The sequence below is a fragment of the Actinoplanes sp. NBRC 101535 genome, from assembly GCF_030269225.1.
Lineage (GTDB): Bacteria > Actinomycetota > Actinomycetes > Mycobacteriales > Micromonosporaceae > Actinoplanes > Actinoplanes rectilineatus.
Genome location: NZ_BSSY01000023.1, coordinates 104,407 through 125,802 on the forward strand (window position 1 = coordinate 104,407; position 21,396 = coordinate 125,802).

Annotated in this window: 25 protein-coding genes; 7 read left to right on the forward strand and 18 right to left on the reverse strand. The window is 70.8% G+C overall.

Annotated features, from left to right (window positions below):
* Nucleotides 1-23: 23 nt before the first annotated feature.
* The 8 genes from QSK32_RS39960 to QSK32_RS39995 are packed head-to-tail and all read right to left on the reverse strand — an operon-like array spanning nt 24 to nt 7,395.
* On the reverse strand, nt 24-884 hold the full coding sequence (locus QSK32_RS39960; RefSeq protein WP_045748087.1) for an HAD family hydrolase: 861 nt from the start codon (nt 882-884) through the stop codon (nt 24-26).
* Nucleotides 881-2,005, reverse strand: coding sequence for a cysteine protease StiP family protein (locus tag QSK32_RS39965; protein WP_285474860.1), 1,125 nt, complete (start codon nt 2,003-2,005; stop codon nt 881-883). Before QSK32_RS39965 ends, QSK32_RS39960 begins: the two co-directional genes overlap by 4 nt.
* Nucleotides 2,002-3,201 (reverse strand): phosphoribosyltransferase family protein, encoded by a 1,200-nt coding sequence (locus QSK32_RS39970; protein ID WP_285474861.1) that lies wholly within the window; start codon nt 3,199-3,201, stop codon nt 2,002-2,004. Before QSK32_RS39970 ends, QSK32_RS39965 begins: the two co-directional genes overlap by 4 nt.
* Complete coding sequence (locus QSK32_RS39975; RefSeq protein ID WP_045748084.1) at nt 3,198-4,352, reverse strand: HpcH/HpaI aldolase/citrate lyase family protein; 1,155 nt, start codon at nt 4,350-4,352, stop codon at nt 3,198-3,200. Before QSK32_RS39975 ends, QSK32_RS39970 begins: the two co-directional genes overlap by 4 nt.
* A gap of 44 nt (nt 4,353-4,396) precedes the next feature.
* Nucleotides 4,397-5,071 (reverse strand): TerD family protein, encoded by a 675-nt coding sequence (locus QSK32_RS39980; RefSeq protein ID WP_211275631.1) that lies wholly within the window; start codon nt 5,069-5,071, stop codon nt 4,397-4,399.
* A complete protein-coding gene (locus QSK32_RS39985; RefSeq protein ID WP_045748083.1) occupies nt 5,068-5,652 on the reverse strand; it encodes a TerD family protein in 585 nt (194 codons plus the stop codon). Before QSK32_RS39985 ends, QSK32_RS39980 begins: the two co-directional genes overlap by 4 nt.
* 13 nt (nt 5,653-5,665) lie before the next feature.
* Nucleotides 5,666-6,247 carry a TerD family protein gene (locus QSK32_RS39990; RefSeq protein WP_045748082.1) on the reverse strand — a complete coding sequence of 194 codons (582 nt, stop codon included), beginning with the start codon at nt 6,245-6,247 and terminating at the stop codon, nt 5,666-5,668.
* A gap of 11 nt (nt 6,248-6,258) precedes the next feature.
* Nucleotides 6,259-7,395 carry a DUF475 domain-containing protein gene (locus tag QSK32_RS39995; RefSeq protein WP_285474862.1) on the reverse strand — a complete coding sequence of 379 codons (1,137 nt, stop codon included), beginning with the start codon at nt 7,393-7,395 and terminating at the stop codon, nt 6,259-6,261.
* Nucleotides 7,396-7,518: 123 nt separating this feature from the next.
* On the opposite strand from QSK32_RS39995, the gene QSK32_RS40000 reads away from it, so the two are divergent.
* The 5 genes from QSK32_RS40000 to QSK32_RS40020 are packed head-to-tail and all read left to right on the forward strand — an operon-like array spanning nt 7,519 to nt 11,084.
* Nucleotides 7,519-8,097 (forward strand): TerD family protein, encoded by a 579-nt coding sequence (locus tag QSK32_RS40000; RefSeq protein WP_045748080.1) that lies wholly within the window; start codon nt 7,519-7,521, stop codon nt 8,095-8,097.
* A gap of 4 nt (nt 8,098-8,101) precedes the next feature.
* A complete protein-coding gene (locus QSK32_RS40005; RefSeq protein ID WP_285474863.1) occupies nt 8,102-9,289 on the forward strand; it encodes a toxic anion resistance protein in 1,188 nt (395 codons plus the stop codon).
* A gap of 3 nt (nt 9,290-9,292) precedes the next feature.
* The gene (locus tag QSK32_RS40010) at nt 9,293-9,760 is read left to right on the forward strand and encodes a hypothetical protein (protein WP_045748078.1); all 468 of its coding nucleotides are present in this window, start codon (nt 9,293-9,295) and stop codon (nt 9,758-9,760) included.
* Nucleotides 9,757-10,332, forward strand: a complete 576-nt coding sequence (locus QSK32_RS40015) for a TerD family protein (RefSeq protein ID WP_211275630.1) — start codon at nt 9,757-9,759, stop codon at nt 10,330-10,332. Before QSK32_RS40010 ends, QSK32_RS40015 begins: the two co-directional genes overlap by 4 nt.
* Before the next feature lie 2 nt (nt 10,333-10,334).
* Nucleotides 10,335-11,084 (forward strand): hypothetical protein, encoded by a 750-nt coding sequence (locus tag QSK32_RS40020; RefSeq protein ID WP_045748077.1) that lies wholly within the window; start codon nt 10,335-10,337, stop codon nt 11,082-11,084.
* 78 nt (nt 11,085-11,162) lie between these two features.
* Here QSK32_RS40020 and QSK32_RS40025 read toward each other — a convergent pair whose 3' ends face one another.
* Complete coding sequence (locus tag QSK32_RS40025; protein ID WP_285474864.1) at nt 11,163-12,143, reverse strand: helix-turn-helix transcriptional regulator; 981 nt, start codon at nt 12,141-12,143, stop codon at nt 11,163-11,165.
* 81 nt (nt 12,144-12,224) lie between these two features.
* Between QSK32_RS40025 and QSK32_RS40030 the strand changes: the two genes are divergently transcribed.
* Entirely contained in the window at nt 12,225-12,602 is a 378-nt protein-coding gene (locus tag QSK32_RS40030) for a VOC family protein (RefSeq protein WP_045748075.1), read from the forward strand.
* 48 nt (nt 12,603-12,650) lie between these two features.
* Here the strand turns inward: QSK32_RS40030 and QSK32_RS40035 are convergent, their stop codons facing one another.
* The 7 genes from QSK32_RS40035 to QSK32_RS40065 all read right to left on the reverse strand — a co-directional run bounded on the left by QSK32_RS40035 (nt 12,651) and on the right by QSK32_RS40065 (nt 18,329).
* Entirely contained in the window at nt 12,651-13,562 is a 912-nt protein-coding gene (locus QSK32_RS40035) for an ABC transporter substrate-binding protein (RefSeq protein ID WP_502872591.1), read from the reverse strand.
* Nucleotides 13,563-13,588: 26 nt separating this feature from the next.
* Nucleotides 13,589-14,173, reverse strand: a complete 585-nt coding sequence (locus QSK32_RS40040; protein ID WP_285474866.1) for a GTP-binding protein — start codon at nt 14,171-14,173, stop codon at nt 13,589-13,591.
* Nucleotides 14,157-14,513, reverse strand: coding sequence for a DUF742 domain-containing protein (locus tag QSK32_RS40045; RefSeq protein ID WP_045748581.1), 357 nt, complete (start codon nt 14,511-14,513; stop codon nt 14,157-14,159). Before QSK32_RS40045 ends, QSK32_RS40040 begins: the two co-directional genes overlap by 17 nt.
* Nucleotides 14,510-14,935: a roadblock/LC7 domain-containing protein gene (locus QSK32_RS40050; RefSeq protein WP_285474867.1), complete on the reverse strand. Its 426-nt coding sequence runs from the start codon at nt 14,933-14,935 to the stop codon at nt 14,510-14,512. The genes QSK32_RS40045 and QSK32_RS40050 overlap by 4 nt, the downstream gene beginning before the upstream one ends.
* A complete protein-coding gene (locus QSK32_RS40055; protein WP_045748536.1) occupies nt 14,932-17,181 on the reverse strand; it encodes a sensor histidine kinase in 2,250 nt (749 codons plus the stop codon). Before QSK32_RS40055 ends, QSK32_RS40050 begins: the two co-directional genes overlap by 4 nt.
* Nucleotides 17,182-17,451: 270 nt before the next feature.
* A complete protein-coding gene (gene sodN, locus QSK32_RS40060) occupies nt 17,452-17,853 on the reverse strand; it encodes a superoxide dismutase, Ni (RefSeq protein ID WP_285474868.1) in 402 nt (133 codons plus the stop codon).
* Nucleotides 17,853-18,329 carry a flavin reductase family protein gene (locus QSK32_RS40065; RefSeq protein WP_045747670.1) on the reverse strand — a complete coding sequence of 159 codons (477 nt, stop codon included), beginning with the start codon at nt 18,327-18,329 and terminating at the stop codon, nt 17,853-17,855. Before QSK32_RS40065 ends, sodN begins: the two co-directional genes overlap by 1 nt.
* Before the next feature lie 106 nt (nt 18,330-18,435).
* Here QSK32_RS40065 and QSK32_RS40070 point away from each other — a divergent pair, with 106 nt between their 5' ends.
* Nucleotides 18,436-19,743 carry a radical SAM protein gene (locus QSK32_RS40070; protein WP_045747669.1) on the forward strand — a complete coding sequence of 436 codons (1,308 nt, stop codon included), beginning with the start codon at nt 18,436-18,438 and terminating at the stop codon, nt 19,741-19,743.
* A gap of 87 nt (nt 19,744-19,830) precedes the next feature.
* Here QSK32_RS40070 and QSK32_RS40075 read toward each other — a convergent pair whose 3' ends face one another.
* Both QSK32_RS40075 and QSK32_RS40080 read right to left on the reverse strand, forming a co-directional pair.
* The gene (locus tag QSK32_RS40075) at nt 19,831-20,250 is read right to left on the reverse strand and encodes a hypothetical protein (RefSeq protein WP_285474869.1); all 420 of its coding nucleotides are present in this window, start codon (nt 20,248-20,250) and stop codon (nt 19,831-19,833) included.
* A gap of 62 nt (nt 20,251-20,312) precedes the next feature.
* Entirely contained in the window at nt 20,313-21,353 is a 1,041-nt protein-coding gene (locus QSK32_RS40080) for a hypothetical protein (RefSeq protein WP_285474870.1), read from the reverse strand.
* Nucleotides 21,354-21,396 lie beyond the last annotated feature (43 nt).

A 21,396-nucleotide genomic window follows, 5' to 3' on the forward strand; every position in this document is an offset into this window, starting at 1 on the left:
GGTAGCAGTGCCCACCGACACTTTCACGGCCGATGCAGCAGATAGGCCAACAGTCGTGCGGCGATCTCCTCACCGGCCATGACCCCACTGACGTCGGTCACCGCGATCCGGTCGTGTGCCCAGCCGCGCTCGTGCAGCTCCCCATGCGCGGGCCGGACACCCGCGTCCGCGGCCCGCAGCAGATCCTGGTCCAGCAGTGAGTCGCCGGCCGCGAACAGCACCTCCGTCCGCAGGCGGCGGGCCACCTCCGCCACCGCCGCCTGTTTGGTCACCGGGCGGGGCATGCAGTACACCTTGCGGCCCTGCAGGGAGACGTTCCACCGGCGCTGCCCGCACCACGCCGACAGTTCGGGCAGCCAGTCCGCGGGCAACCGGGACCGCTCCACGATGGCGTAACAGAACAGGTCGTCGGCGGTGTACACGCGCAGCAGCCACTCGTCCGCGCCAGCGGCGTCGCGCAGGTGGTCGTGGACCTCACCGAGCGGAGCACACTCCTGCCCGACCAGGGCGGCGACCGTGCCGGCCCACGCGGGGTCGACCCGGTCGTCCACGAGGATGTGCCCGCCGTTGGCCGCGACGGCGTACCGCGGCGGCCACCCGGTGAGCCGGACCCGCCGGTACTGGTCCAGGGTCCGGGTGGTGACCGGTACCAACGGGGCGAGCCGGCCGATGGCGGCCAGGAGCGGACCGGTGCCCCGGGTGTGGAAGCTGAGCGGCGCGCCGTCGCTGGTCTCGGCCACCTCCAGCGGCGGGGCCGGCGTGGTCACCGCGGCGGCCGAGTAGATCAGGGTGCGGTCCAGGTCGCAGGCGACGAGCGCCGGTCCGGAGACGGGCGACGGTGGTGGTGGATACCGGATGGTCGGATCGGTGTCCGCGAGGGTCATCCGGTCATGCCCCGGACCAGTCCGACACATCGGAAGCGCAGGTCGGGAACGACCTCCACGGGTACGCCACGCCGTCGTGCCAGCACCCGGACGTGCTCGATGTCGGGTCCCGCGCCGGGGTGGACCAGGACCCGCCACGGCACCCGGCGCAGCAGCACCCGGGTGGTCTCGCCGATCCCGGGTTTGACCAGGTTCAGGTCGGTGACCCCGTACGCCTCCCCGATCCGCCGCACCTCCGCGAGCCCCTGCCAGGTGACGTCCCGGTCGGCGGCGGCCAGCACCGGCCAGTCCCGGGCCACCGTCGCCCGTACCTCGTCGAAGCGGCCGCTGACCGCGTCCAGGAAGGTCAGGGAGAGGTCGTCGGCGGCGAACTCGGTGTAGAACTTGGCGCCGTGGAACCGTCCGGGACCGGTCAGGGCCGGGTTCAGCACGGTCCGCGACACCAGACCGGACACCGTGGAGTTGAGGCAGGCCGACGGGATGAGGTAGTCGTCGCGGCCGGCGTGCAGCGGGGTGCAGCCGCCCGGGTCGGCGAGGACCGCCAGCCGGCCGGGCACGTCGAGGCCGTCCCGGTCGCGGACGGCGGCGAGGGCCTCGTGCAGTTCCCGGGCTATCGCGCCCTTGCCGGTCCAGCCGTCGACGAAGACCAGGTCCGCGGTGCCGTGCCGGTCGGCGACCCAGCGCAGGGCGGCGACGTCGATGCCCCGGCCGCGGACGATGCTCACCGCGTAGTGCGGCAGGTCGGCGCCGTCGGCGGCGAGGGCCCAGCGGCGCATCAGGACACCGACCGGGGTCCCGGCGCGTGCCAGCGAGAGCAGCACCGGCCGGGGCGTCACCAGGTGCCGGACCAGTTCGGTGAGGACGCCGACGTCGTGGGCGACCCGAACGCTGTTGTCCCGCAGTGCCCGGTGGAACAGGGCGAGGTAGTCGCCGGCCGGCCGGTACTCGACCGGCAGCGACTCGGCGTAGTGGGCGGTCCCCGATTGGACGGCCCGTTCCCGCTGCTCGGCGGGGGCCTCCAGGTCGGCGCCGGACAGGTCGGTGAGCAGCCAGCCGACGTCGTCGAGCGGGTACGACCCGAACGCCGGACCCCGCAGCGGCGTGTTGACCGGGGCGCTCATGCCGCGCCCACGGTCGCGACCAGGACGTGCCGGGTGGCCGCCCCGAGCGCGGCGATCAGGCCGGCCGGCACGGTGGTGTCGGTGACCAGCAGGACGGCGTCCGGTGCCGTCGTCACCAGGTTGTACGCGTACCGCGGCCCGCCGTCCTCCCCGGACGTCCAGGTCACGGCGTCGCGGAGGGCGTACCCGGGGGTGTCGACGGGCAGCGCCGGGGACCGGGTGGTGCTGGCGAACAGGACGTCGTCGCCGCGATCGGCCAGGGCCCCGGCCAGGCGCAGTGGCGTGTACATCAGCTCCTCGGTGCCGAGGACGAGCAGCCGTCCGCCGTGCGGCACCGGTGCGGTCAGGACGGGCAGCGCGGCCTCGAGGCGGTCCCGGTCGGCCGGGTGGAAGCCGTGCCGGGCGTCCGCGGGCAGGCCGTCCGGCCAGGGCGGTCGCAGCCGGGTCACCCGCGGTGCGCCGGGCGAGGCCCGGGGCGGTTCGCCGTGGCGGACGGCCAGGTCGTGCCCCCGGTCGAGGACGTCGGCGGGCAGGTCGAGCCGGGCCTGAACGGTGGCGGCCAGGGTGATGCCGGTGCCGAGTTCGGCGGCGAGCCGCCGGGCCCAGTCCGGGCCGGCGGTGTCCACCAGGGCGGCGACGACGTAGTGCCGGCGGGGGTGCAGGTCGTGCAGCACCCGGATGGTGGCGGCGGCGGTGGCGCCGGTGGTCAGCTCGTCGTCGACCAGGATCACCGGGCCGTCGCCGTGCAGCAGGGCCGGGTCGGCGGGGGCGAGCAGGTGCCGGGTGGCGTGCGAGTGCGCCTCGGCGAACTGCGCGGCCGGCCGGATGCCCGGCGTCTCCCGGCGGGTCGAGTGCAGGCAGATCGCGTCCCCGAGGGCGTCGGCTACACATTGACCCAGGGCGGTGGCTGTTTCGGCGTACCCGATGACCAGCGGAACCACCCCGGGAGCGCGCGGGGGGAGCAGGGTCTGCACCTGCTGTCCGAGGCGCAGGCCGGCGGACCGGATCTCGGCCGGGTGCACCGGTACGTGCTTGCCCAGCACCCGGGAGACGAGCAGGTGGGCGCGGCGGGTGTTGTCGCGCAGGGCCAGCCCGACCAGGTCCTCGACGCCGGGTGTGCCGGTCAGCGTGGCCGGGAGGTGCCGGGCGACCCAGGATCCCGGCCAGCCGGGCCGTACCGGCGCGGTCGTGGTCATGCGGCGGCGCCGGCCACGAGCAGGTCGACGGCGCCGACGCCTTCCCGGGCGACGCCGAAGACCGCGGCACGGCGCAGGACCCGCTCGGCCCAGGCGCGGTGCGGCCGGGCCTCGTTCATCTTGTTCCGGTACGCCGAAGCGCACACGCCGCCGTGGGCCCCGGTGGCCAGCAGGTCGTCGGCGTCGGCGAACTCCTCGGCGGTGACCACCATCAGCGCGTGCACCACCGGCACGTGGCTCGGGTGGATGACGGTCTTGCCGGTGAGCCCGTTCGCCTTGTCCAGGGTCACCTCCCGCAGCAGGCCGTCCAGCCCGGAGGCGAGCAGGTCGCGGCGCAGGTCGCTCGCGTAGTGCGGGTGGAACGGCGACTCCCGGAGCTGGGGTTTGAACAGGCGTCCCGCGTCGCCGAAGTACTCCCAGACCGGTCCGCTGACCGCGTATCCGGTGCCGTCCGCGCGGGCGAACACGTTCACGATGTCGCCGATCACGTCGGCGACCACGCAGACGTCGTAGACGGTCAGGTCGCGTTCGCGGCGCAGCCCGTAGACGCCGCACAGGTCGGTGGCGCCGACCCGGATCGCGAGGACCATGCCCGGGTACTTGCCCAGCAGACGTTGCACCGCGTGCAGGGTGTCGTCGCGGGTCTCCCGGTGGGCGACGGCCGTCGACTCCAGCACCGGCATGCCGAACAGGCGCAGGCCGGAGGTGTCCGCGGCGCCGGCCAGCGCGTCGAGGTAGTCGGCGCCGTCCACGTCGGTGAACTTCGGCAGCACGAACCCGGTCAGCGGGGTCGACGCGGCGTCGAGACGGCCCACGATGGCGGTGATCTGGTCCGGGTGCCGGACCCGGACGAAGGTCAGCGGCGTCTCGGCGGCGGTCAGTGTCCGCAGTTGGGTGATCACGTTCTCCTGCGCCGCGGCGACGCTGTCGTCGTCGATCGCGTCCTCCAGACATACGACCACGCTCATCACGCCGCGCGCGGCGGCGGACCGCAGGTCGCGGGCCAGGTCCGGCCGGGTGCCCGGCATGTAGAGGGTGGCGCCGAGCGCGACCGACAGCGTCTCGGGGTCCGCGGAGCGGTCGAAGGAGCCGGGCTCGCGGGAGAAGAGCCGCCCGCGGATCTCCGGCGCGAGATGGGCGAAGTGCCGCATATGCCCATTAGTGCACAGGAATCCCGGCCGTGGCGCGGGATTGCCTACTTACGGCCGGCCTCCCAGCGCATGCCCCACCCGTAGGCCTCGTCCATCTTCTTGTGGCCGCCCTGGATGTAGCGGACCTCGCGGCGTACCGAGAGATCCGAGCCGGTGTTCTCCAGCATCACGATGGCGCACATCGACGCCCGGTCGTCGGCGTCGTCGAGCAGCACCTCGATCTCCGGCCCGCTCGCCGGGAAGACCGTGACGACGGCGCGCGCCTCGGCCCAGTTCGGCACGCCCTGGTAGATGAACGTGAAGATCAGGATGCGGCGTACGGCCTGCGCCTGCGCCAGGTCGACGAAGAGGTTCTCCCCCTGGGAGACGGCGCCCGACCGGTCGTCCCCGTCGAGCCGGCAGATCGGGTTCCTCCCGAACGAGTGCCGGTCGGTGAAGGCGTTGCCCAGCGCCTGGACCACACCCTTGGAGCCGTCGGTGTACTCGTACAGGCAGCCCAGGTCCAGGTCGACGCCGGGCGCGGGTTTGCGGAAGATCCCGCCGCCGGTCGCCGGCTTGGCGTTCCAGTTCAGGTTGACCCGCAGCACGCCGGAGGCGGAACCCTGCTTGGTCAGCGAGACGGTCGGCGCAGCCTTGGTCAGGCTGACCTTCGACAGCGAGACCGGCGGGGTCGCGGCCGCCGCCGGGCGTTTGGTGTAGTCGATGGGCACGGTGATCACGCCACGTTGACGCCGTAGTCCTGGGCGATGCCCCGCAGACCCGAGGCGTAGCCCTGGCCGACGGCCCGGAACTTCCACTCGGCGCCGTTGCGATACACCTCGCCGAAGACCATGGCCGTCTCGGTCGACGCGTCCTCGGACAGGTCGTAGCGGGCCAGCTCCTTGCCGTCGGCCTGGTTCAGCACCCGGATGAAGGCGTTGCGGACCTGCCCGAAGGACTGTCCCCGCTGGTCCGCCTCGTAGACCGAGACGTTGAAGACCACCTTGTCGACATCGGGCGACAAGTCGGCCAGCTTGATGTTGATCTGCTCGTCGTCGCCGTCACCCGCACCGGTCAGGTTGTCCCCGGTGTGCTGCACCGACTCGTCCGGGGTCTGCAGGTTGCCGAAGAAGACGAAGTGCTGGTCGGAGATCACCTTGCCGGCCGCGTTGGCGACGATGGCGCTGGCGTCCAGATCGAAGTCGGCGCCGGTGGTGGTGCGCAGGTCCCAGCCGAGCCCGACGGTGACCGCGGACAACCCGCCCGGGCCGGCCTGCTTGGTCAGCGAGACGTTGCCGCCCTTGGTGAGGCTGACGCTCATGGTTGCTCCTTGCCTAGAGGTTCTGGGAGATCACGGGTAGCAGGTCGGTGAAGGTCCGCCCGGTGGCCGCCGCGCCGATCGCGGTCATCGTCCAGCCGCCGGCGCCCCGGCTCAGCTTGGCCATGACCTGGGAGTTGTGCGAGCCGCTGCCGGACAGGTCGTACCGGGCCATCTCCTGCTCGTTCTTCTGGTTCACCAGGCGGCAGAAGGCGTTCTCGATCTGTGTGAAGTTCTGGCCGGTGAAGGAGTTCACCACGAAGACCAGCGACTGTACGGCCGGAGCAAGGCCACCGAGATCGACCACGATGCTCTCGTCGTCACCGTCCCCGGCGCCGGTCAGGTTGTCGCCGGTGTGGGTGACCGCGCCGTCCCGGCTGCGCAGCTGCCGGAACCACACCTGGTCCACCAGCGCGCCCTGGCCGTCGAAGAGCAGGCACGACGCGTCGAGGTCGACGCTCTGCTCCTTCATGCCGCCGAACAGGCCCCGCTTCTTGATGGTGTCCCAGCCCAGACCCATCCGGACGACGGACAGCGCGTCGTCGCCGGAGGCCTTCTCGAGGGAGACCGATTCGCCCTTGCGCAGACTCACGCCCATGGCAACGCTCCTTAGGCGTCGATGAGGTTGTTACGGCGGTCCTCCGCCGAGGCGGCGAGCCCACCCCGGCGGTTGCGGACGATGGACGAGACCATCGCCGCGGCGATGAACGTGACGCCGACCAGACCGGTCACGATCTCCGGCACCTCGTGCCTGATGCTGATCAGCAGGATCGCGGCCAGTGCGCCGATCGCCCAGTGCGCGCCGTGCTCCAGGTACGCGTACTCGTCCAGGCTCCCCTTGCGGACCAGGTAGATCGTGATCGACCGGATGTACATGGCGCCGACGCCGAGACCGGTCGCGATGATGAAGATGTCCTGGGTGATGGCGAACGCGCCGATCACGCCGTCGAAGGAGAACGACGCGTCCAGCACCTCGAGGTAGAGGAACAGCGAGAACGCGGCCTTGCCGGCCACCGTGCCGGCCTGTGCGGGCCCGGCCGTCTTGAGGGACTGCTCCACGGCCAGTGCGTCGCCGTGGATGCCGGCGGCGTGGTCGCCGTCGTCCGAGCCGTCCGTCTCGAACATCTCGCCCAGGCCGTTCACCAGCACGTACGTGGTGACGCCGAGCACGCCGGCGAGCAACACGGTGGCCGGTTCGTCGGCCAGGGTCTCGGCGGTGACCACCAGGATGATCAGGGCCGTCACCACCGACACCTGGTCCAGCCGGCCGATCCGGGCCAGCGGACGCTCCAGCCAGCCCAGCCAGGTGACGGCCCGGTCCTCGAAGACGAAGTTCAGGAAGAGCATCAGCAGGAACATGCCGCCGAACGCCGCGATGCTCGGATGCGCCTCGTGCAGGTGGGCCGCGTACGTGCCCGGCTCGTCGACCGTGCCGCCGGCCAGCGCCAGCCGGACCACCTCGACCGGGCCGATCTGCGCGGTGACCGCGACGAGGAGCAGCGGGAACACCAGGCGCATGCCGAAGACCGCGATGATGATGCCGACCGTGAGGAACAGCCGCTGCCAGTACGCGTTCATGCGCTTGAGGACGGTGGCGTTGACGACCGCGTTGTCGAACGAGAGCGAGATCTCCAGGACGCAGAGGATGGCGACCAGCGCGAGCGCTCCGGTGCCGCCCAGCGCCAAGGCTCCGATCAGAGCGGCGGCGGTCACGGCGAACGACCATCCGAAAACGCGGATAAGCACGGGTCGAAGGCTAATCGCGGCGGCATCGCGACAGGCTGGATTCGAGGTTCCCTGACGAATCACGGTGTTCTGGAGAACGATGGGGGCGATTGACGCGGTGGATGTGAGAGGCGTGGGGGAGATATGTCGGTCAGTCTCGCCAAGGGTGGCAATGTTTCGCTCACCAAACAGGCGCCGAATCTGAAAGCGGTCACGGTGGGCCTCGGCTGGGACGAACGGGCCACCACCGGTGCGGACTTCGACCTGGACGCCAGCGCGCTCATGGTGGACGAGAGCGGCAGGATCCTCTCGGACCGGCACTTCGTCTTCTTCAACAACCTGACCAGCCCGGACGGCGCGGTGCAGCACGCCGGCGACAACCTGACCGGTGGCGGCGACGGCGACGACGAGCGGATCGAGGTCAACCTCCAGGCGATGCCCGGCGAATGCCGCCGGGTCGTCGTCGCGGTCTCCATCTACGAGGCCGAACAACGCCGGCAGTCGTTCGGTCAGGTGCGCAACGCCTTCATCCGGATCATCAACGCCGACAACGGGATGGAGATGACCCGCTACGACCTGGGCGAGGATTTCTCCACGGAGACCGCGATGATATTCGGCGAACTCTATCTGCACGGCAACGAATGGAAGTTCCGGGCCGTCGGGCAGGGTTATGCCAACGGCCTGGGCGGCATCGCCCGTGACTTCGGCGTCAACGTCGGCTGAGCGCATGTCCAGCCTCGATCTCGGCCCGACGCCCGAGCCCCTCGTCCTCACCCCGCCCGGACCGGTCACCGAGGTGACCCCGGTGCAGGCCGCCGGTGCCGTCGCCGTCCCGGCCGCGAAACAGACCGAACTGCAGCAGCGCGCCGCCTCGTTCGCGAACGAGCTCGCCGGGATCGACAGCAAGTCGCCGGACTTCCACCGCAAGGTCGAGTCGATCACCAGCATGGGCGAGCAGGACATGCGGGCCGCCGCGACCGCGTCCAGCCGGATGCTCGACCGGCCCGCCGCGGCGCTGGGCAAGGGCAAGGGCGGCGGCGACGCGCAGACCCGGGTCGCCAAGACCCTGGCCGACCTGCGCGTCACCGTCACCGAACTGGACCCGAAACGGGCCGACCTGACCGGCGTCAAGAAGGCCCTCAAGTGGCTGCCCGGCGGGGACAAGGTGGACCGCTACTTCGCCCAGTACCGCTCCGCCCAGAGCCACCTCGACGCGATCATCCGGGCGCTCGCCTCCGGCCAGGACGAGCTGCGCAAGGACAACGCCGCGATCGAGACCGAGAAGGCCAACCTCTGGTCGTCGATGGGACGGCTCAGCGAGTACAACGAACTGGCCGCCGCGCTCGACGAGGCGATCACCGCGAAGGTCGCCGAACTGGAGGCGGCCGGCCGGACCGAGGACGCCCAGACGCTGACCTCCGACGCGCTCTTCGCGATCCGGCAGCGCCGGCAGGACCTGATGACCCAGATGGCGGTCAGCGTGCAGGGCTATCTCGCCCTCGACCTGATCCGCAAGAACAACCTGGAACTGATCCGCGGCGTGGACCGGTCGCAGACCACCACGGTCGCCGCCCTGCGGATCGCGGTGATCGTGTCGCAGGCGCTGACCCGCCAGAAGCTCGTCCTCGACCAGATCAACGCCCTGAACACGGTGACGTCGAACCTGATCGAGTCCACCTCACGGCAGTTGCAGACCCAGGGCGCCGCGATCAACCAACAGGCCGCGTCGGCGACGGTCGACGTGGCGAAACTGCAGGCCGCGTTCGACAACGTGTTCGCCACCATGGACGCCATCGACACCTTCCGGGCGCAGGCCGTCGAGTCCATGTCGCAGACCGTGCACGCGCTGGAGGGGCAGATCCAGCGCGCCCAGCCCTACCTGGAGCGGTCCCGCCGCAACGACGGCGGTAACTGATCGGTGCGCTGGTTCCGTCGCACCGACGCCGACCGGGATCCGTCGCCGGCCGCGGTCGAGCCGCCCGACCCGGCGGCGATGCTCGACGACCTCGACCGTTTCATCAACCGCGGCGCCGCCGGACTGCCCGGCTGGGCCGTCGTGCAGGCCCGCTGGATCACCGACACGCTGCGGACCATCACCGCGTCGACCCCGCTGGAGACCACCACCATGATCCTGGTGACCGGAAGCGCCGGCGACTACCTGCCGACCACCCTGCGCGCCTATCTCGCGGTGGACGAACACCTGCGCGACCGGCCCCGCGGTGACGGCCGCACGCCGGACGACCTGCTGCACGACCAGCTCGCCGACCTGCACACCGCGGCGACGTCCGCGCTGGCCGCGGTCCGCGACCGGGACGTGGACGCGATGCAGACGCAGAGCAACTTCCTGCGTACCAAGTTCACCCGGTCCGACCTGGACCTGCCGTGATCGGGCCGGCCGCGGTGATGCGGCGCGGTGCCAACGCGCCGCTGACCAGGGAGATCCCGGACCTGACCGGGGTGGTGCTCGGGGTCCGGTTCGACGCCGGGGTCGAGACGGTCCTCACCGACAACCTGGTGGTCGCCGTCCTGCTGTGCGGGCCGTCGAAGAAGGTGCTGTCCGACGAGCACTTCGTGTTCTTCAACCAGCTGGCCACCCCGGACATGTCGGTGCGCCGGCTCGAGGAGGCGCTCGGATCCGACCGCGACCAGATCGAGATCGACCTGGACGCCGTCCCGGACGCGGTGCAGCACATCGTCGTCGTGACGTACGTCAACGAGGGACTCGGCCTCAGCCGCACCCTGGGCCGGCTGCGCCGCTGCGAGATCCGGGTCCTCAACCTGAACGGCGGCGTGGAACTCGTCCGGTCCGAGAACCTCGCCGAGGGGCTGACCGACGAGACCGGGATGGCGCTCGGCGAGATCTACCGGCACCAGCAGGACTGGAAGTTTCGGGTGCTCGGCGACGGCTACGGCGACGGCGCGGCCGGGGTGGCCCGCGACTTCGGGGTGTCGCTGTGAGGATGGGGTCACCGGAGGACGCCCCGCCCCGCACCGACCTGCCCTACCTGCGGCATCGACGCCGGCCCGCGGTGGCACCCCCGGAGCCGGTTCCGGTCCGGGCCGCCGGGGGAGACCTCCTCGATCTGGGTACGCCCACCGCCCCCGCCGTCCCACCGCGGTCCGACCCGCCGCCGGCCGTCCGGCGCAGGCTCGCCCCGGTCCGCCGGGTCGCGCCGGACCGGCCGCTGGCGCTGACCCCGCCGACGCCCACCGCGGTCCTCACCCGCATCCAGTCCGGGGTGGGTACCCTCACCGCGACCATGCACTGGTCCGAACCCGGTGTCGGCCGTCTCCTGGTGGCGTGCCAGCGGCGGTCCCGGGAGGTCCGCGTTCTGAACCCGGAGCCGGGTTCGCTGGTCGAGGCCGGTGGCCTGCTGCTCGACCACCGTGGCGGCAGCCCGTCGCTGACCTGGGACCTGCTGCACGTCCGGGAGATCGACCGGCTGATGCTGGCGGTGACCGCGAACCGGGGGCCGCGGCCGTTGACCGGGGTGCTGACCCTGGTCACCTACAGCGGGGCGCGGGTCGAGGTGCCGGTCGAGCTACCGCCGGAGGCGATGGTGTCGGTCCTGGTGACGATCTTCCAGGTGGACGGTGAGCTGGTGCTGCGGGCGGAACGCGACACCGTCGGCGCGACGCTCAAGGACGCCTGTGACGCGTACGGGTACGGCGCCGTCACCTGGATCAACCCGTATACGCCGATGCAGTGACCCCGGCCGTCCGGGGCCTCGGGGACGGATCGCATTTCTCGAGGGAGGTGTGGCTCGTACCGGAGAAACGGTGTTGATCTATGGGGTATAGAGGGTCAGCATCCGGGCCGCTGACTCGTGCATCAGGGTGCGCAGCTCGGGCGGGGCGAGGACCTCGACGTCGGCGCCGAGACGGAGGAATTCGGCGTGGGCGTGGGCGACGGACTCGATGGGCAGGGTGATGGTGGTCCAGCCGTCGGCGTCGGGGGTGGTGGCCCGGTCCCGGGTCTCGCGGGCCATGGCACGGGTCATCAGGTACGGGATCCGGGTCAGCGCGGCGGGGGAGAAGCGGACGGTGGCCTCGGCACGGTGCAGCCGGCGTTCGAAGTCGGCGGCCCACGCCGCCCAGGAACTCGCCAGGTCGAAGTCGGCGGGCCGGGTGAAGGTCTCGTCGAGGACCTCCAGCTCGAGGATCGTCGCCACCCGGTAGGTGCGCGGGGGACTGCCGGGATCGACGACGGCCACGAAGTACCAGACACCCGCCTTGAGCACCACACCCAGCGGCTCGATCACCCGGTCCACCTCGTGCGGGGCACGCCAGCGGCGGTACCGCATGCGGCAGCGGCGCTGCTCCCAGACCGCGCCGGCCAGCGGCGCCAGGTGCGGGTTCGTCTCGGTCTCCCGGAACCAGCCGGCCGCGTCCAGGTGGAAACGGTCCCGGATCTCGTCGGCGTGCCGGCCCAGCCGGTCCGGCAGCGCGGCGCGCAGTTTGAGCTCGGCGGTGGTCAGCACCGCGCCCAGGCCCAGTTCGGCGGCGGCGTCCGGCACGCCGGCCAGGAAGATCGTGGCGGCCTCCTGCGGGGTGAGGCCGGTCAGCCGGGTGCGGTAGCCGTCCAGCAGCTGGTAGCCGCCGCCGGCGCCGAGCTCGGCGTAGACCGGGACGCCGGCCTCGCTCAGGGCCTCGATGTCGCGGTAGACGGTGCGGACCGAGACGTCGAGTTCACCGGCGAGTTGGTGGGCGGTCAGCCTGCCGCGGTCCTGCAACAGCAACAGGATGGAGAGGAGCCGGCTCGCGCGCATGGCCGAAGACTGCCACAGGATGGCTGACAGAAGATGTCAGCCTTGGGCGGCAGAGTGGCTCCTGTTCCACCGTGTGTACCGATGAAGGGACTTCTCATGGCACTCGCCCGTTACGTCGGGTTCTCGCTGGACTGCGACGACCCGGTCGCGCTGGCCGCCTTCTACACCAAGCTGCTCGGGATCGAACCGACCTACACCAGCGACGAGTTCGTCTACCTCGGCGAACCCGGCACCGGCCTGGGCTTCGTCAAGGTCGCCGAGTACGTCGCGCCGACCTGGCCGAAGGCGGACGTGCCGAAGCAGGCACACCTGGAGTTCGGGGTGGACAACCTGGACGCCGGCGAGGCCGCGGTGATCGGGATCGGGGCGGTCAAGCCGGACCACCAGCCGCAGCCGGACCGCTGGCGGGTGCTGCTCGACCCGGCCGGTCACCCGTTCTGCATCTCGGCCTCGGTCTAGCAACCGGTGATGGTGTGGGGCGGTCTTCTCGGAACCGCCCCACGTCCCTCACGGCAGCCACGCCTCCCAGACCGTCCGGTTGGCGTCCAGCCACGTCTGTGCGGCCTTGTCGGCGTCCGCACCCTTGGTCATCTGGCGGGCGACCTGGTTCTGGTCGTCGTTCGTCCAGGTGAAGTTCTTGATCAGGGTGGCCGCCGGGGTGCCCGAGTCGACGAACGCCTTGCGCCCGATCTTGTCCAGGTCGTACGGCTGGTAGTCGCAGGCCACCTTGTCCGGGTCGGCGTCGCACCCCGGCCGGTACAACGGCAGCGGCACCCGGACCAGGTCGATCTCGGAGAGCAGCCACTGCGGCTCGTAGAAGTAACCGATCAGCGGGGTCTTCTCGGTCTGCGCCTTGCGGAACGCGGCGATCAGCTTGTCCTCGCTGCCGGCGTAGACGACGGTGTAGTCCAGCTTCAGGTTGGTGATCAGGGTGCTGTCGTTGGTCACGAACGACGGGTCGCCGGCCAGGAACTGGCCCTTGCCCTCGGAACGCTCGGTGCGGAACAGGTCGGCGTGGTCGTTGAGTTTGCGGTAGTTCGTGATGTCGGGGTAGGTCTTGGTCATCCACTGCGGGACGTACCAGCCGATCACGCCCTTGTTGCCGGTCAGTCCCAGTTCGACGGCCACCCGCTGGTCGTCGATGTACTTCTTCTTCAGGTCGTCGTGACCCCAGTTCTCCAGGATCACGTCGACGGTGCCGTCGGCGAGACCGGCCCACGAGTTGGCCTCCGTCAGCTCGGCGGTCGTCACCGTGCAGCCGAGCTCGGTCTCCAGGAGCCGGGCCACCACGGCGACGTTCGCCGCATAACCGGACCAGGGGTTCACCGCGATCCGGACATCGCCGCACGCGGTGTTCCCCGGGACGCCCGGTGGCGCGGTGATCTCGGCGTCGGTCGCGGCGCAACCGGCGAGGATCATCGTGCAGGCGAGAGCCAGAAGCCGTTTCACCACGTCGACGCCGCCCTCTCCCGCTTCACCAGGACCTGCTCGGTGAGGGCGACCAGGACGCTCTTGACCGACTCGCGCCGGCGGGCGTCGCACTCGACGAGCGGCACGTCGTCGCCCACCCCGAGGGCGTCGCGGACCTCCTCCAGGTGGAAACGCATCGAGTCGGAGAACCGGTTGACGCCGATGATGAACGGGATCTCGTGCTCCTCGAAGTAGTCGATGGCCGGGAAGCAGTCCTCGATGCGGCGGGTGTCGACCAGGACGATCGCGCCGAGGGCGCCGTCGACGAGGTCGTCCCAGAGGAACGCGAAGCGGTCCTGTCCGGGGGTGCCGAACAGGTAGAGCAGTAGTGAGTCGTCGAGGGTGATCCGGCCGAAGTCGAGGGCGACGGTGGTGGTGGTCTTCTGGGTGACGGCGGAGGTGTCGTCGATGCCGATCGAGCGTTCGGTCATCTCGGCCTCGGTGACCAGCGGCTCGATCTCCGAGATGGCACCGACGAAGGTGGTCTTGCCGACGCCGAAACCGCCACTGATGACGATCTTCACGGCGACGGGATGCAGGTCCCTAGAGCGCCCGGACACGGTCCCTGATCCTTTCGATCATGCTGGTGGAGAGTTCACCCTGCTGTTCCTGGATGTGCAGGTACCCCTGGGTGATCAGGTCCGCGACGATGACCCGGACGACACCGAGCGGCACCCGCAGCGCCACCGCGAGGTCGGCCACCGACATCGGGGCCTGGACGAGCTCGATGATCCGCTTGGACTCGAAGCGCAGCGGCGCGGACAGTGCCGCGGGTGCCGCGCGCAGCAGCGTCTCGATACGCAGCCCGTCGTGCATCGGCTGGGTACGCCCGCCGGTCAGCATGAACGGGCGCACCACGGGGTCCTCGTCGGGTTCCAGCCCCCAGGAGGAGCCGGTCATCGCGGCAGGTACTGGCGGGAGTCGGCGATCAGCGCCGGGGTCAGCAGCCCGCCGAACCGTTCGGTGAGCAGCGAGATCTCGTACCCGACCAGGCCGAGGTCGCAGTCGCTGCCGGCCACCACCCCGAGGCAGCTGCCCCCGGCGATCACCGACACCAGCAGGAAACCCCGGTGCATCTCGATCATGATGAGTTTCAGGCCGTCGAAGTCGTACCGGCGGGACGCGCTGCGTGCCAGGCTGGCCATGCTGGAGACGATCGCGGCGAGCTGGTCGGCCTCGGCCCGGCTCAGGCCGTCCGACCCGGCGATCAGCAGGCCGTCGGAGGAGACCGCGACGGCGTCGCGGACACCGTCGGTCTGGTGCACGAAGTTGCCGAGAAGCCAGTTGAACTGGTGCCGGTCTGCGGTGGTGTCGACGCTCATCGGTCTTCCTTCGCGATTGTTACCGAGGCGACGGCGCTGCCGCGGCTCATGCCGTCGCGCAGGGCGGTCAGGCGGGAACGGACGGCTTCGGGGGAGTCGGCCACCGGCGGTAACTTTTCCGACATTTCGTATTTTTCGGTTTTGTTGGTTTCCGGTCGTCTGGTGCGGGGGATGCGTTTGCGGAGCCCGTTGGCGGTCCGTTCACCCGCCTCGAACGGCTCGGTGGTGTCGGGCACCACGACGTACTCGATGGTGGTGGATTTGATCGGCAGATCCTGCATCTGCACCGGGGCCGCGGGCAGCCGTAGCGGCTGCGAACTGATCCGTTCCGCCCGGGTCCGCGGCGCCGTCGCCACCGGCTGCGGCGCCGCCAGGATCTCCGCGGGCAGCGAGATCCGCGCGGTCACCCCGGTCACCGGCGACGGAGTCAGCTGCACCGCGATGCCCATCTGCCGGGCCAGCCGGCCGACCACGTAGTGCCCCAGGAACCGGGCCGGCGCCGTGATGAAGTCGCCCTCCCCGCGCAGCCGGGCGTTCGCCACCGCCAGGTCCTCGGCCGACATGCCGATGCCCTGGTCGCTGACGGCGATCAGGTAGACGTCCCCGATCATCCGCCCGTGGATCTCCACGTCCATGTCCGGTGGGGAGAACGCCAGACCGTTCTCGATCAGTTCGGCGAGCATGTGCGCGATGCCGCTGACCATCGCGCCGAGCACCAGCACGTCGTCCACCCGGCGCAGGCTGACCCGGCGGTACTCCTCCACCTCGGATACCGCGGCCCGGACCACGTCGGAGACCGGCAGCGGCTCGGACAACTGTCGCGGGCTGGCCGCACCGACCAGGACCAGCAGGCTCTCCGCGTTGCGCCGCATCCGGGTGGCCAGGTGGTCGAGTTCGAACAGGTTCGCCAGGCCGGCCGGGTTCGACTCCTCCCGTTCCAGCTTGGTGATGAAGCCGAGCTGGCGGCGCAGCAGGTTCTGGTTGCGCCGGCCCAGGTTGGCCAGCGACTCGGCGGTGGTCCGCCGCAGCACGGCCTGTTCGGTGGCGAGCGCGTACGCCGTAGCCTGCACCCGGTCGAACGCGTCCGCCACCAGCAGCACCTCGTCACTGGCGCCGCGCGGCACCCGGACCGGTGGCGGGGCGTCGGTGCTGTCCCCGACGGTGGCCCGGCTGACCGCCTCCGGCAGCTGTTCGCTCGCCAGCCGGTTCGCCTCGTCGGCGAGTGCACCGAGCGGTCGCGCCACCGACCGGGACGCGACGGTGGCCAGATAGACCGAGCCGAGCAGGCAGAGCAGCACCCCGCCGGCCAGCACCCCCATCCGCAGCGTCGCCTGCTGTTCGAGGGCCGCCGCCCGGGACCGGATGACCGAGCCGACATGCTGTTCCAGGGTGAGCGTGTCGTCCAGCACCGTGGTCAGCGCCGACCACCACGACTGCGGGTTGACCTGGAGGTATTCGCCGTCGCCGGATCCGAGCGCGACCTGCTCGAAGTAGGCGGCCTCCCGGGCGGCGCCGGTGTCGAGCAGGTAGTCCTTGGCGGTGCGCTCGGTGGCCGTCGCGGTCCGCCCGAACGCGGCGAGCGCGGCGTCCCGCGCCGAGCGCATCGTCACGAACCGCAGGTACTCGCCGTTGCGGAACCCGCTCGCGGAGAAGACGCCGTTGAGGAACGCCCGCTCCTGGGCGGTGGCCTCCTTGACGTCGCCGAGCGCCTGCAGGGTGGACACACCCCGGCGCAGCTCGGTGTCGGCGGCACTGTCCAGGTTGAGGTCCACGCTGCTCAGGTCGGTGATCCGGCCGGTGTAGAAGTCGAAGGTGGCGTCGCGGGCACCGGCGCCGGTGTCGGTGCCGGCCCGCACCCCGGCGAGGCCGTCCAGCTGGCGGACGGCGGTGGCGACCCGGTCCTCCACCTCACCGCCGCCGGCGATCAGGTCCTCGACGGCGGCCCGTTTGCCGTCCACCCGTTGCCGGGCCGGGGCGAGTTCGGCCCGGAAGCCGTCGTTGCCGCCGAGCAGGCCGGCGGTCAGGCCACGCTCGTTCTGCAGCTCCTGGACCAGGTCGCGGACGGCCAGGTCGACGGTGACGGCACGGGCGGTGGAGGCGGCGGAGCGGTAGTTCTCGACCTCGCCGATCGCGACGATGGTCAGCAGCACCAGGGTGGTCACGACCGGCAACGCGAGGGTGCGGACCACGCGCCGGCGGATCGATCCGCCCGGCTTGCGGGTTTCCGGCGTGGTGGGGACGGACAAGCGATCAGCTCCTCGACCTGGTGGTCTTCATGGAGGGAGGCGCGTGACTGCGGACCGTCGGAAGTGGATCTCATTCCGTGACGGCCGCCGGACAAGGATCTTCGCTCGGCCCGGCGAGGTCAACAGAGTGGCCGGGATTTTACGTAGGCGCAACGCTTGTCGATGTTCTGCCCACGAACCGGCCGAATCTGATAAGGCGGAAATTATCAGTCGGTAACGCGAAAGCGCCGCCCGCGACGGTATCGCGAGCGGCGCTTCAGGACGGTTTCCTTACTTCTTGGTCTCCCAGAAGATCGTGGAGATCTCCTCGATCTTGCCGAGCAGCTGGTCGGCGACGGCGGGGTCGACCGAGCCCTTGGCGCCGGTCGCGCCGGCGAGCTTGGTGGCCTCGTTGAAGAGCTGGTGCAGGTTCGGGTACTTCTCGAAGTGCGGGGCCTTGAAGTAGTCGGTCCACAGCACCCACAGGTGGTGCTTGACCAGCTCGGAGCGCTGCTCCTTGATCAGGATCGCCCGGGTGCGGAACTCGGGGTCGGTGTTCGCCTGGTACTTCTCGGCGATGGCCTTGATCGACTCGGCCTCGATCCGGGCCTGCGCCGGGTCGTAGACGCCACACGGCAGGTCGCAGTGGGCGCTGACGGTCACGCGCGGAGTGAGGAAACGGGGGAGTGCCATCAGTGTCCTTCGCTGTGGGTGGTGATGAACTGGCGGTCGTGATGCACGAGCCGGCCGCTGACCGGGCCGAGGAGCACCTCGGTCACCGCCGCCACGATCACGGTGGAACCACCGACCCGGACCTGGTGCAACGGCTCGACGCGGAGACTCGCCAGCGCCCCGGCCAGGAACGGCTCGCCGGTCGGCAGCGTGCTCCAGCCCTGCTCCGGGGTGAATCGCGGGCCGCCGGACCGGGCGAAGTCGCCGGCCAGATCGGCGTGGTCGGTGCCCAGCAGATTGACGACCAGACTCGGCGCCCCGACGATCGCCCGCCCGGACGGCGAGTCGAGCACCGAGAAGGACAGGGCCGGCGGGTCGGCCGAGACGGACGACACGCTGGAGACGGTCAGACCCACCGGTCCGGGGGCGCTGACCACCGCCACGCCCGTCGGGTACCTGCGAAAGGCGGCCTTGAACCGGTCACTGCTGTGTTCCACGGTCGAAACCTAAAACCTCAACTTCACTTCAGGTCAACGGTGAGCAGCGTCTCAGGCCTCCGGCCGCCCACGGGCCGGAGTGCTACGGTCCGGCTGGGAGGGGTACATGCAGACGCGTACAGATGTGATCGAAGACCTGATGGGGCGGTTTCCGCACGTCCCGCGCGAGGCGGTGATCAAGGAAGACCTGTTGCGTGGCGGTCTGGCGTTCGACGACTCGGCACTGACCGACAACGAGAACGGTGAGGTGAAACCCAAGTCGTACTTCATCTTCTCGTTCGACCACCGGACCCTGCCCGAACTGGGCGAGGCCGCGCTGCGCCGGCCGCCGGAGGAGATCGTCCTCACCGGCGGCCCCTACGACCTGCGCCGCACGGTGGTGTCGGTGCGCACCAACCCGGACTCACCGTACCGGGTGAAACCGGACGCCGACGGCCGCCTGATGCTGTTCCTGGACGGCCGGGCCATCGCCGAGGTCGGCCTGCCGCCGATGCCGGAGTATTACCGGCACACGCTGGCGAACGGTAAGTCGGTGATGGAGGTGGCACCCACCATCCAGTGGGGTTACCTCGTCTACCTGACGGTCTTCCGGGTGTGCCAGTACTTCGGCGCCAAGGAAGAATGCCAGTACTGCGACATCAACCACAACTGGCGCCAGCACAAGGCGGCCGGGCGTCCGTACACCGGTGTCAAACCGGTCGACGAGGTCCTCGAAGCCCTCGAGATCATCGACAAGTACGACACGCTCAAGGCCTCGACCGCCTACACCCTGACCGGTGGCAGCATCACCTCGCAGGTCGGCGGCAAGGCGGAGGCGGACTTCTACGGCCAGTACGCCCAGGCGATCGAGGAACGTTTCCCCGGCCGCTGGATCGGCAAGGTCGTCGCCCAGGCGCTGCCGAAGGCCGACGTCCAGCGGTTCAAGGACTACGGCATCCAGATCTACCACCCGAACTACGAGGTCTGGGACAAGCGGCTCTTCGAACTGCACTGCCCCGGCAAGGAACGCTACGTCGGCCGCGAGGAGTGGCACCGCCGCATCCTCGACTCCGCGGAGATCTTCGGCCCGCGCAACGTCATCCCGAACTTCGTCGCCGGCATCGAGATGGCCGAGCCGTTCGGGTTCCGCACCGTCGACGAGGCCATCGAGTCGACCACCGAGGGCCTGCAGTACTTCATGTCGCGCGGCATCACCCCGCGCTTCACCACCTGGTGCCCCGAGCCGACCACGCCGCTCGGCAAGACCAACCCCAACGGCGCGCCCCTGGAGTACCACATCCGGCTGCTGGAGGCGTACCGCGCGACGATGGAGGCCAACGGCCTGACCAGCCCGCCCGGCTACGGCCAGCCCGGGCCCGGCCGCGCGGTCTTCTCGGTCAGCTCCTTCATGGACAGCCTGCCGGCCGAGGACTGAGATCCTTTTCGGGTACGCGTCACCGGGAGTCACCTGACTCGCGGTGGGCGGGTGGGCGGCCGGTCCCGGCCGTCCCCCGCCGCCGGCTCATGCGCCGCGGGAGGCCTCCCTGCGCCGGCGGGCCTCCTCGGCCAGCGCCCGGTCCTCCCGGTTCTGCCGGCGGACCAGCAGGATGTACTCCACGATCAGGGTGACGGCCGTGAGCGGCACCGCGACGAACAGGGCCACCGTGGCGTTCGCGCCGAGCAGCCCGGCGAAGCCGTCCGGGCTGTCGAGGCGGGCGGTGAAACCGGCGACGTCATGGCAGTCGGTGCCGGCACACGAGCCGGCGGCCGCGCGGCCCGTCTCGACGGTCACGACCAGGGCCAGCACGATGCCGGCGATCGCTGCGGCCGGGGCCAGCAGGGCGAACCGGAGACGGAACCGCCGGCTGCGCCACCAGGCTGCCACCCACGTGCCGAGGACCAGGACCCCGGCGATCCCGTCGTACCAGGGAAACGACGACACAACGTTCTCACTTTCGCACTGCCCGCCGGTGGTGGCCCGCAGGCACCACCGGCGGGGAATCGCTACTCCCAGGACGAGTCCGCCCGCGAGACCGACATCAGGCCGGTCTGCCGGGCGCCCGGGTGGGCCGCCATGCTGGTGGACACTACGGGATGGGTGATCGTCTCCAAGGCTCCCGCGGGAGTACGGGTGACCACCGTCAGCTCCGCGTCGAGCTGGTCACCGGCGTCGAGCCGGGCCTTGGCGGTCCACCGCAGCCGCCGCAGCGAACCGGTCACCGTCTCCTCCGACACGGTGATCTTCGAGACGGCGTAGGGCTCGCCGTTCAGCCGGGCGCCGGTGACCGTGACGTCCGTGACGATCTGCGGGTCGACGGTGACCGCGAACGCGGCGGCGGGCGTACGCCCGGGACCGGTGCCCCGGACCGACACCAGCGTGGGGTACCAGTACCAGTAGCGTCCGTCCGGTCCCCAGGTGAGCCGGGTCCAGCCGCCGGCGACCTCGACACCCCAGGGCGTCACGGCCGTGCCGAACGACGACGGCCGGCTTGACTTGAGGTTTCGGCGGGCCCCCGGTACCCGGGTGGTCTCGCCGACCGCGGCGATCGGGTCGGCTGGCTTGCGCACCATGTCGTACGGGAAGGTGTACGGGTTGACCGTGCCCACCACCGCGATCAGGTCGCCGGTGTCCGCGGTCCGGGCCGGGACCTGCTCGCCGAGGGTGACGGTGCAGACGGTCAGGCCGGTCGCCGGGTCCGGCGCGGTGGTCGCGGTGGCCGCCAGCCGACGGCCGCCCAGGGTGAGCAGCGGCGCCGGCAGCATGGCGTACAGGCGGCCCTCGAAGGTGACCTTCAGCGCGGTGCCCGCCGGCAGGACCACGTCGTCGTTGCGGACCCGGACCGCGAGCTGGCGCGGGACGGCACTGGGCGCGCCGCCGTCCGGGGAGAGGACCCGGACCGGGTGGTCGGGGACCGGTTCGAGAACCAGGTCGCCGGCCGGTGCGGCGTACGCCGCCGACGGGGAGCCGCCGAGTTCCACCCAGGCGGTGCCTACGGTGAGCCCGGCGACGGTCAGCAGCTGCCGGCGGGAGAGCTTCGAAGCCATGCCTGTTCCTTGTCTGGTCGGCTCTGCGGGATGTCCGGTACGG

Excerpts from the sequence above, each read along its gene's own strand:
- QSK32_RS39960 (WP_045748087.1), bottom strand. The coding sequence starts at position 884 with ATGACCCTCGCGGACACCGATCCGACCATCCGGTATCCACCACCACCG.
- QSK32_RS39965 (WP_285474860.1), bottom strand. The coding sequence starts at position 2,005 with ATGAGCGCCCCGGTCAACACGCCGCTGCGGGGTCCGGCGTTCGGGTCG.
- QSK32_RS39970 (WP_285474861.1), bottom strand. The coding sequence starts at position 3,201 with ATGACCACGACCGCGCCGGTACGGCCCGGCTGGCCGGGATCCTGGGTC.
- QSK32_RS39975 (WP_045748084.1), bottom strand. The coding sequence starts at position 4,352 with ATGCGGCACTTCGCCCATCTCGCGCCGGAGATCCGCGGGCGGCTCTTC.
- QSK32_RS39985 (WP_045748083.1), bottom strand. The coding sequence starts at position 5,652 with ATGAGCGTCAGCCTCACCAAGGGCGGCAACGTCTCGCTGACCAAGCAG.
- QSK32_RS39990 (WP_045748082.1), bottom strand. The coding sequence starts at position 6,247 with ATGGGCGTGAGTCTGCGCAAGGGCGAATCGGTCTCCCTCGAGAAGGCC.
- QSK32_RS40000 (WP_045748080.1), top strand. The coding sequence starts at position 7,519 with ATGTCGGTCAGTCTCGCCAAGGGTGGCAATGTTTCGCTCACCAAACAG.
- QSK32_RS40005 (WP_285474863.1), top strand. The coding sequence starts at position 8,102 with ATGTCCAGCCTCGATCTCGGCCCGACGCCCGAGCCCCTCGTCCTCACC.
- QSK32_RS40020 (WP_045748077.1), top strand. The coding sequence starts at position 10,335 with ATGGGGTCACCGGAGGACGCCCCGCCCCGCACCGACCTGCCCTACCTG.
- QSK32_RS40025 (WP_285474864.1), bottom strand. The coding sequence starts at position 12,143 with ATGCGCGCGAGCCGGCTCCTCTCCATCCTGTTGCTGTTGCAGGACCGC.
- QSK32_RS40030 (WP_045748075.1), top strand. The coding sequence starts at position 12,225 with ATGAAGGGACTTCTCATGGCACTCGCCCGTTACGTCGGGTTCTCGCTG.
- QSK32_RS40035 (WP_502872591.1), bottom strand. The coding sequence starts at position 13,562 with ATGATCCTCGCCGGTTGCGCCGCGACCGACGCCGAGATCACCGCGCCA.
- QSK32_RS40045 (WP_045748581.1), bottom strand. The coding sequence starts at position 14,513 with ATGACCGGCTCCTCCTGGGGGCTGGAACCCGACGAGGACCCCGTGGTG.
- QSK32_RS40050 (WP_285474867.1), bottom strand. The coding sequence starts at position 14,935 with ATGAGCGTCGACACCACCGCAGACCGGCACCAGTTCAACTGGCTTCTC.
- sodN (WP_285474868.1), bottom strand. The coding sequence starts at position 17,853 with ATGGCACTCCCCCGTTTCCTCACTCCGCGCGTGACCGTCAGCGCCCAC.
- QSK32_RS40070 (WP_045747669.1), top strand. The coding sequence starts at position 18,436 with ATGCAGACGCGTACAGATGTGATCGAAGACCTGATGGGGCGGTTTCCG.
- QSK32_RS40080 (WP_285474870.1), bottom strand. The coding sequence starts at position 21,353 with ATGGCTTCGAAGCTCTCCCGCCGGCAGCTGCTGACCGTCGCCGGGCTC.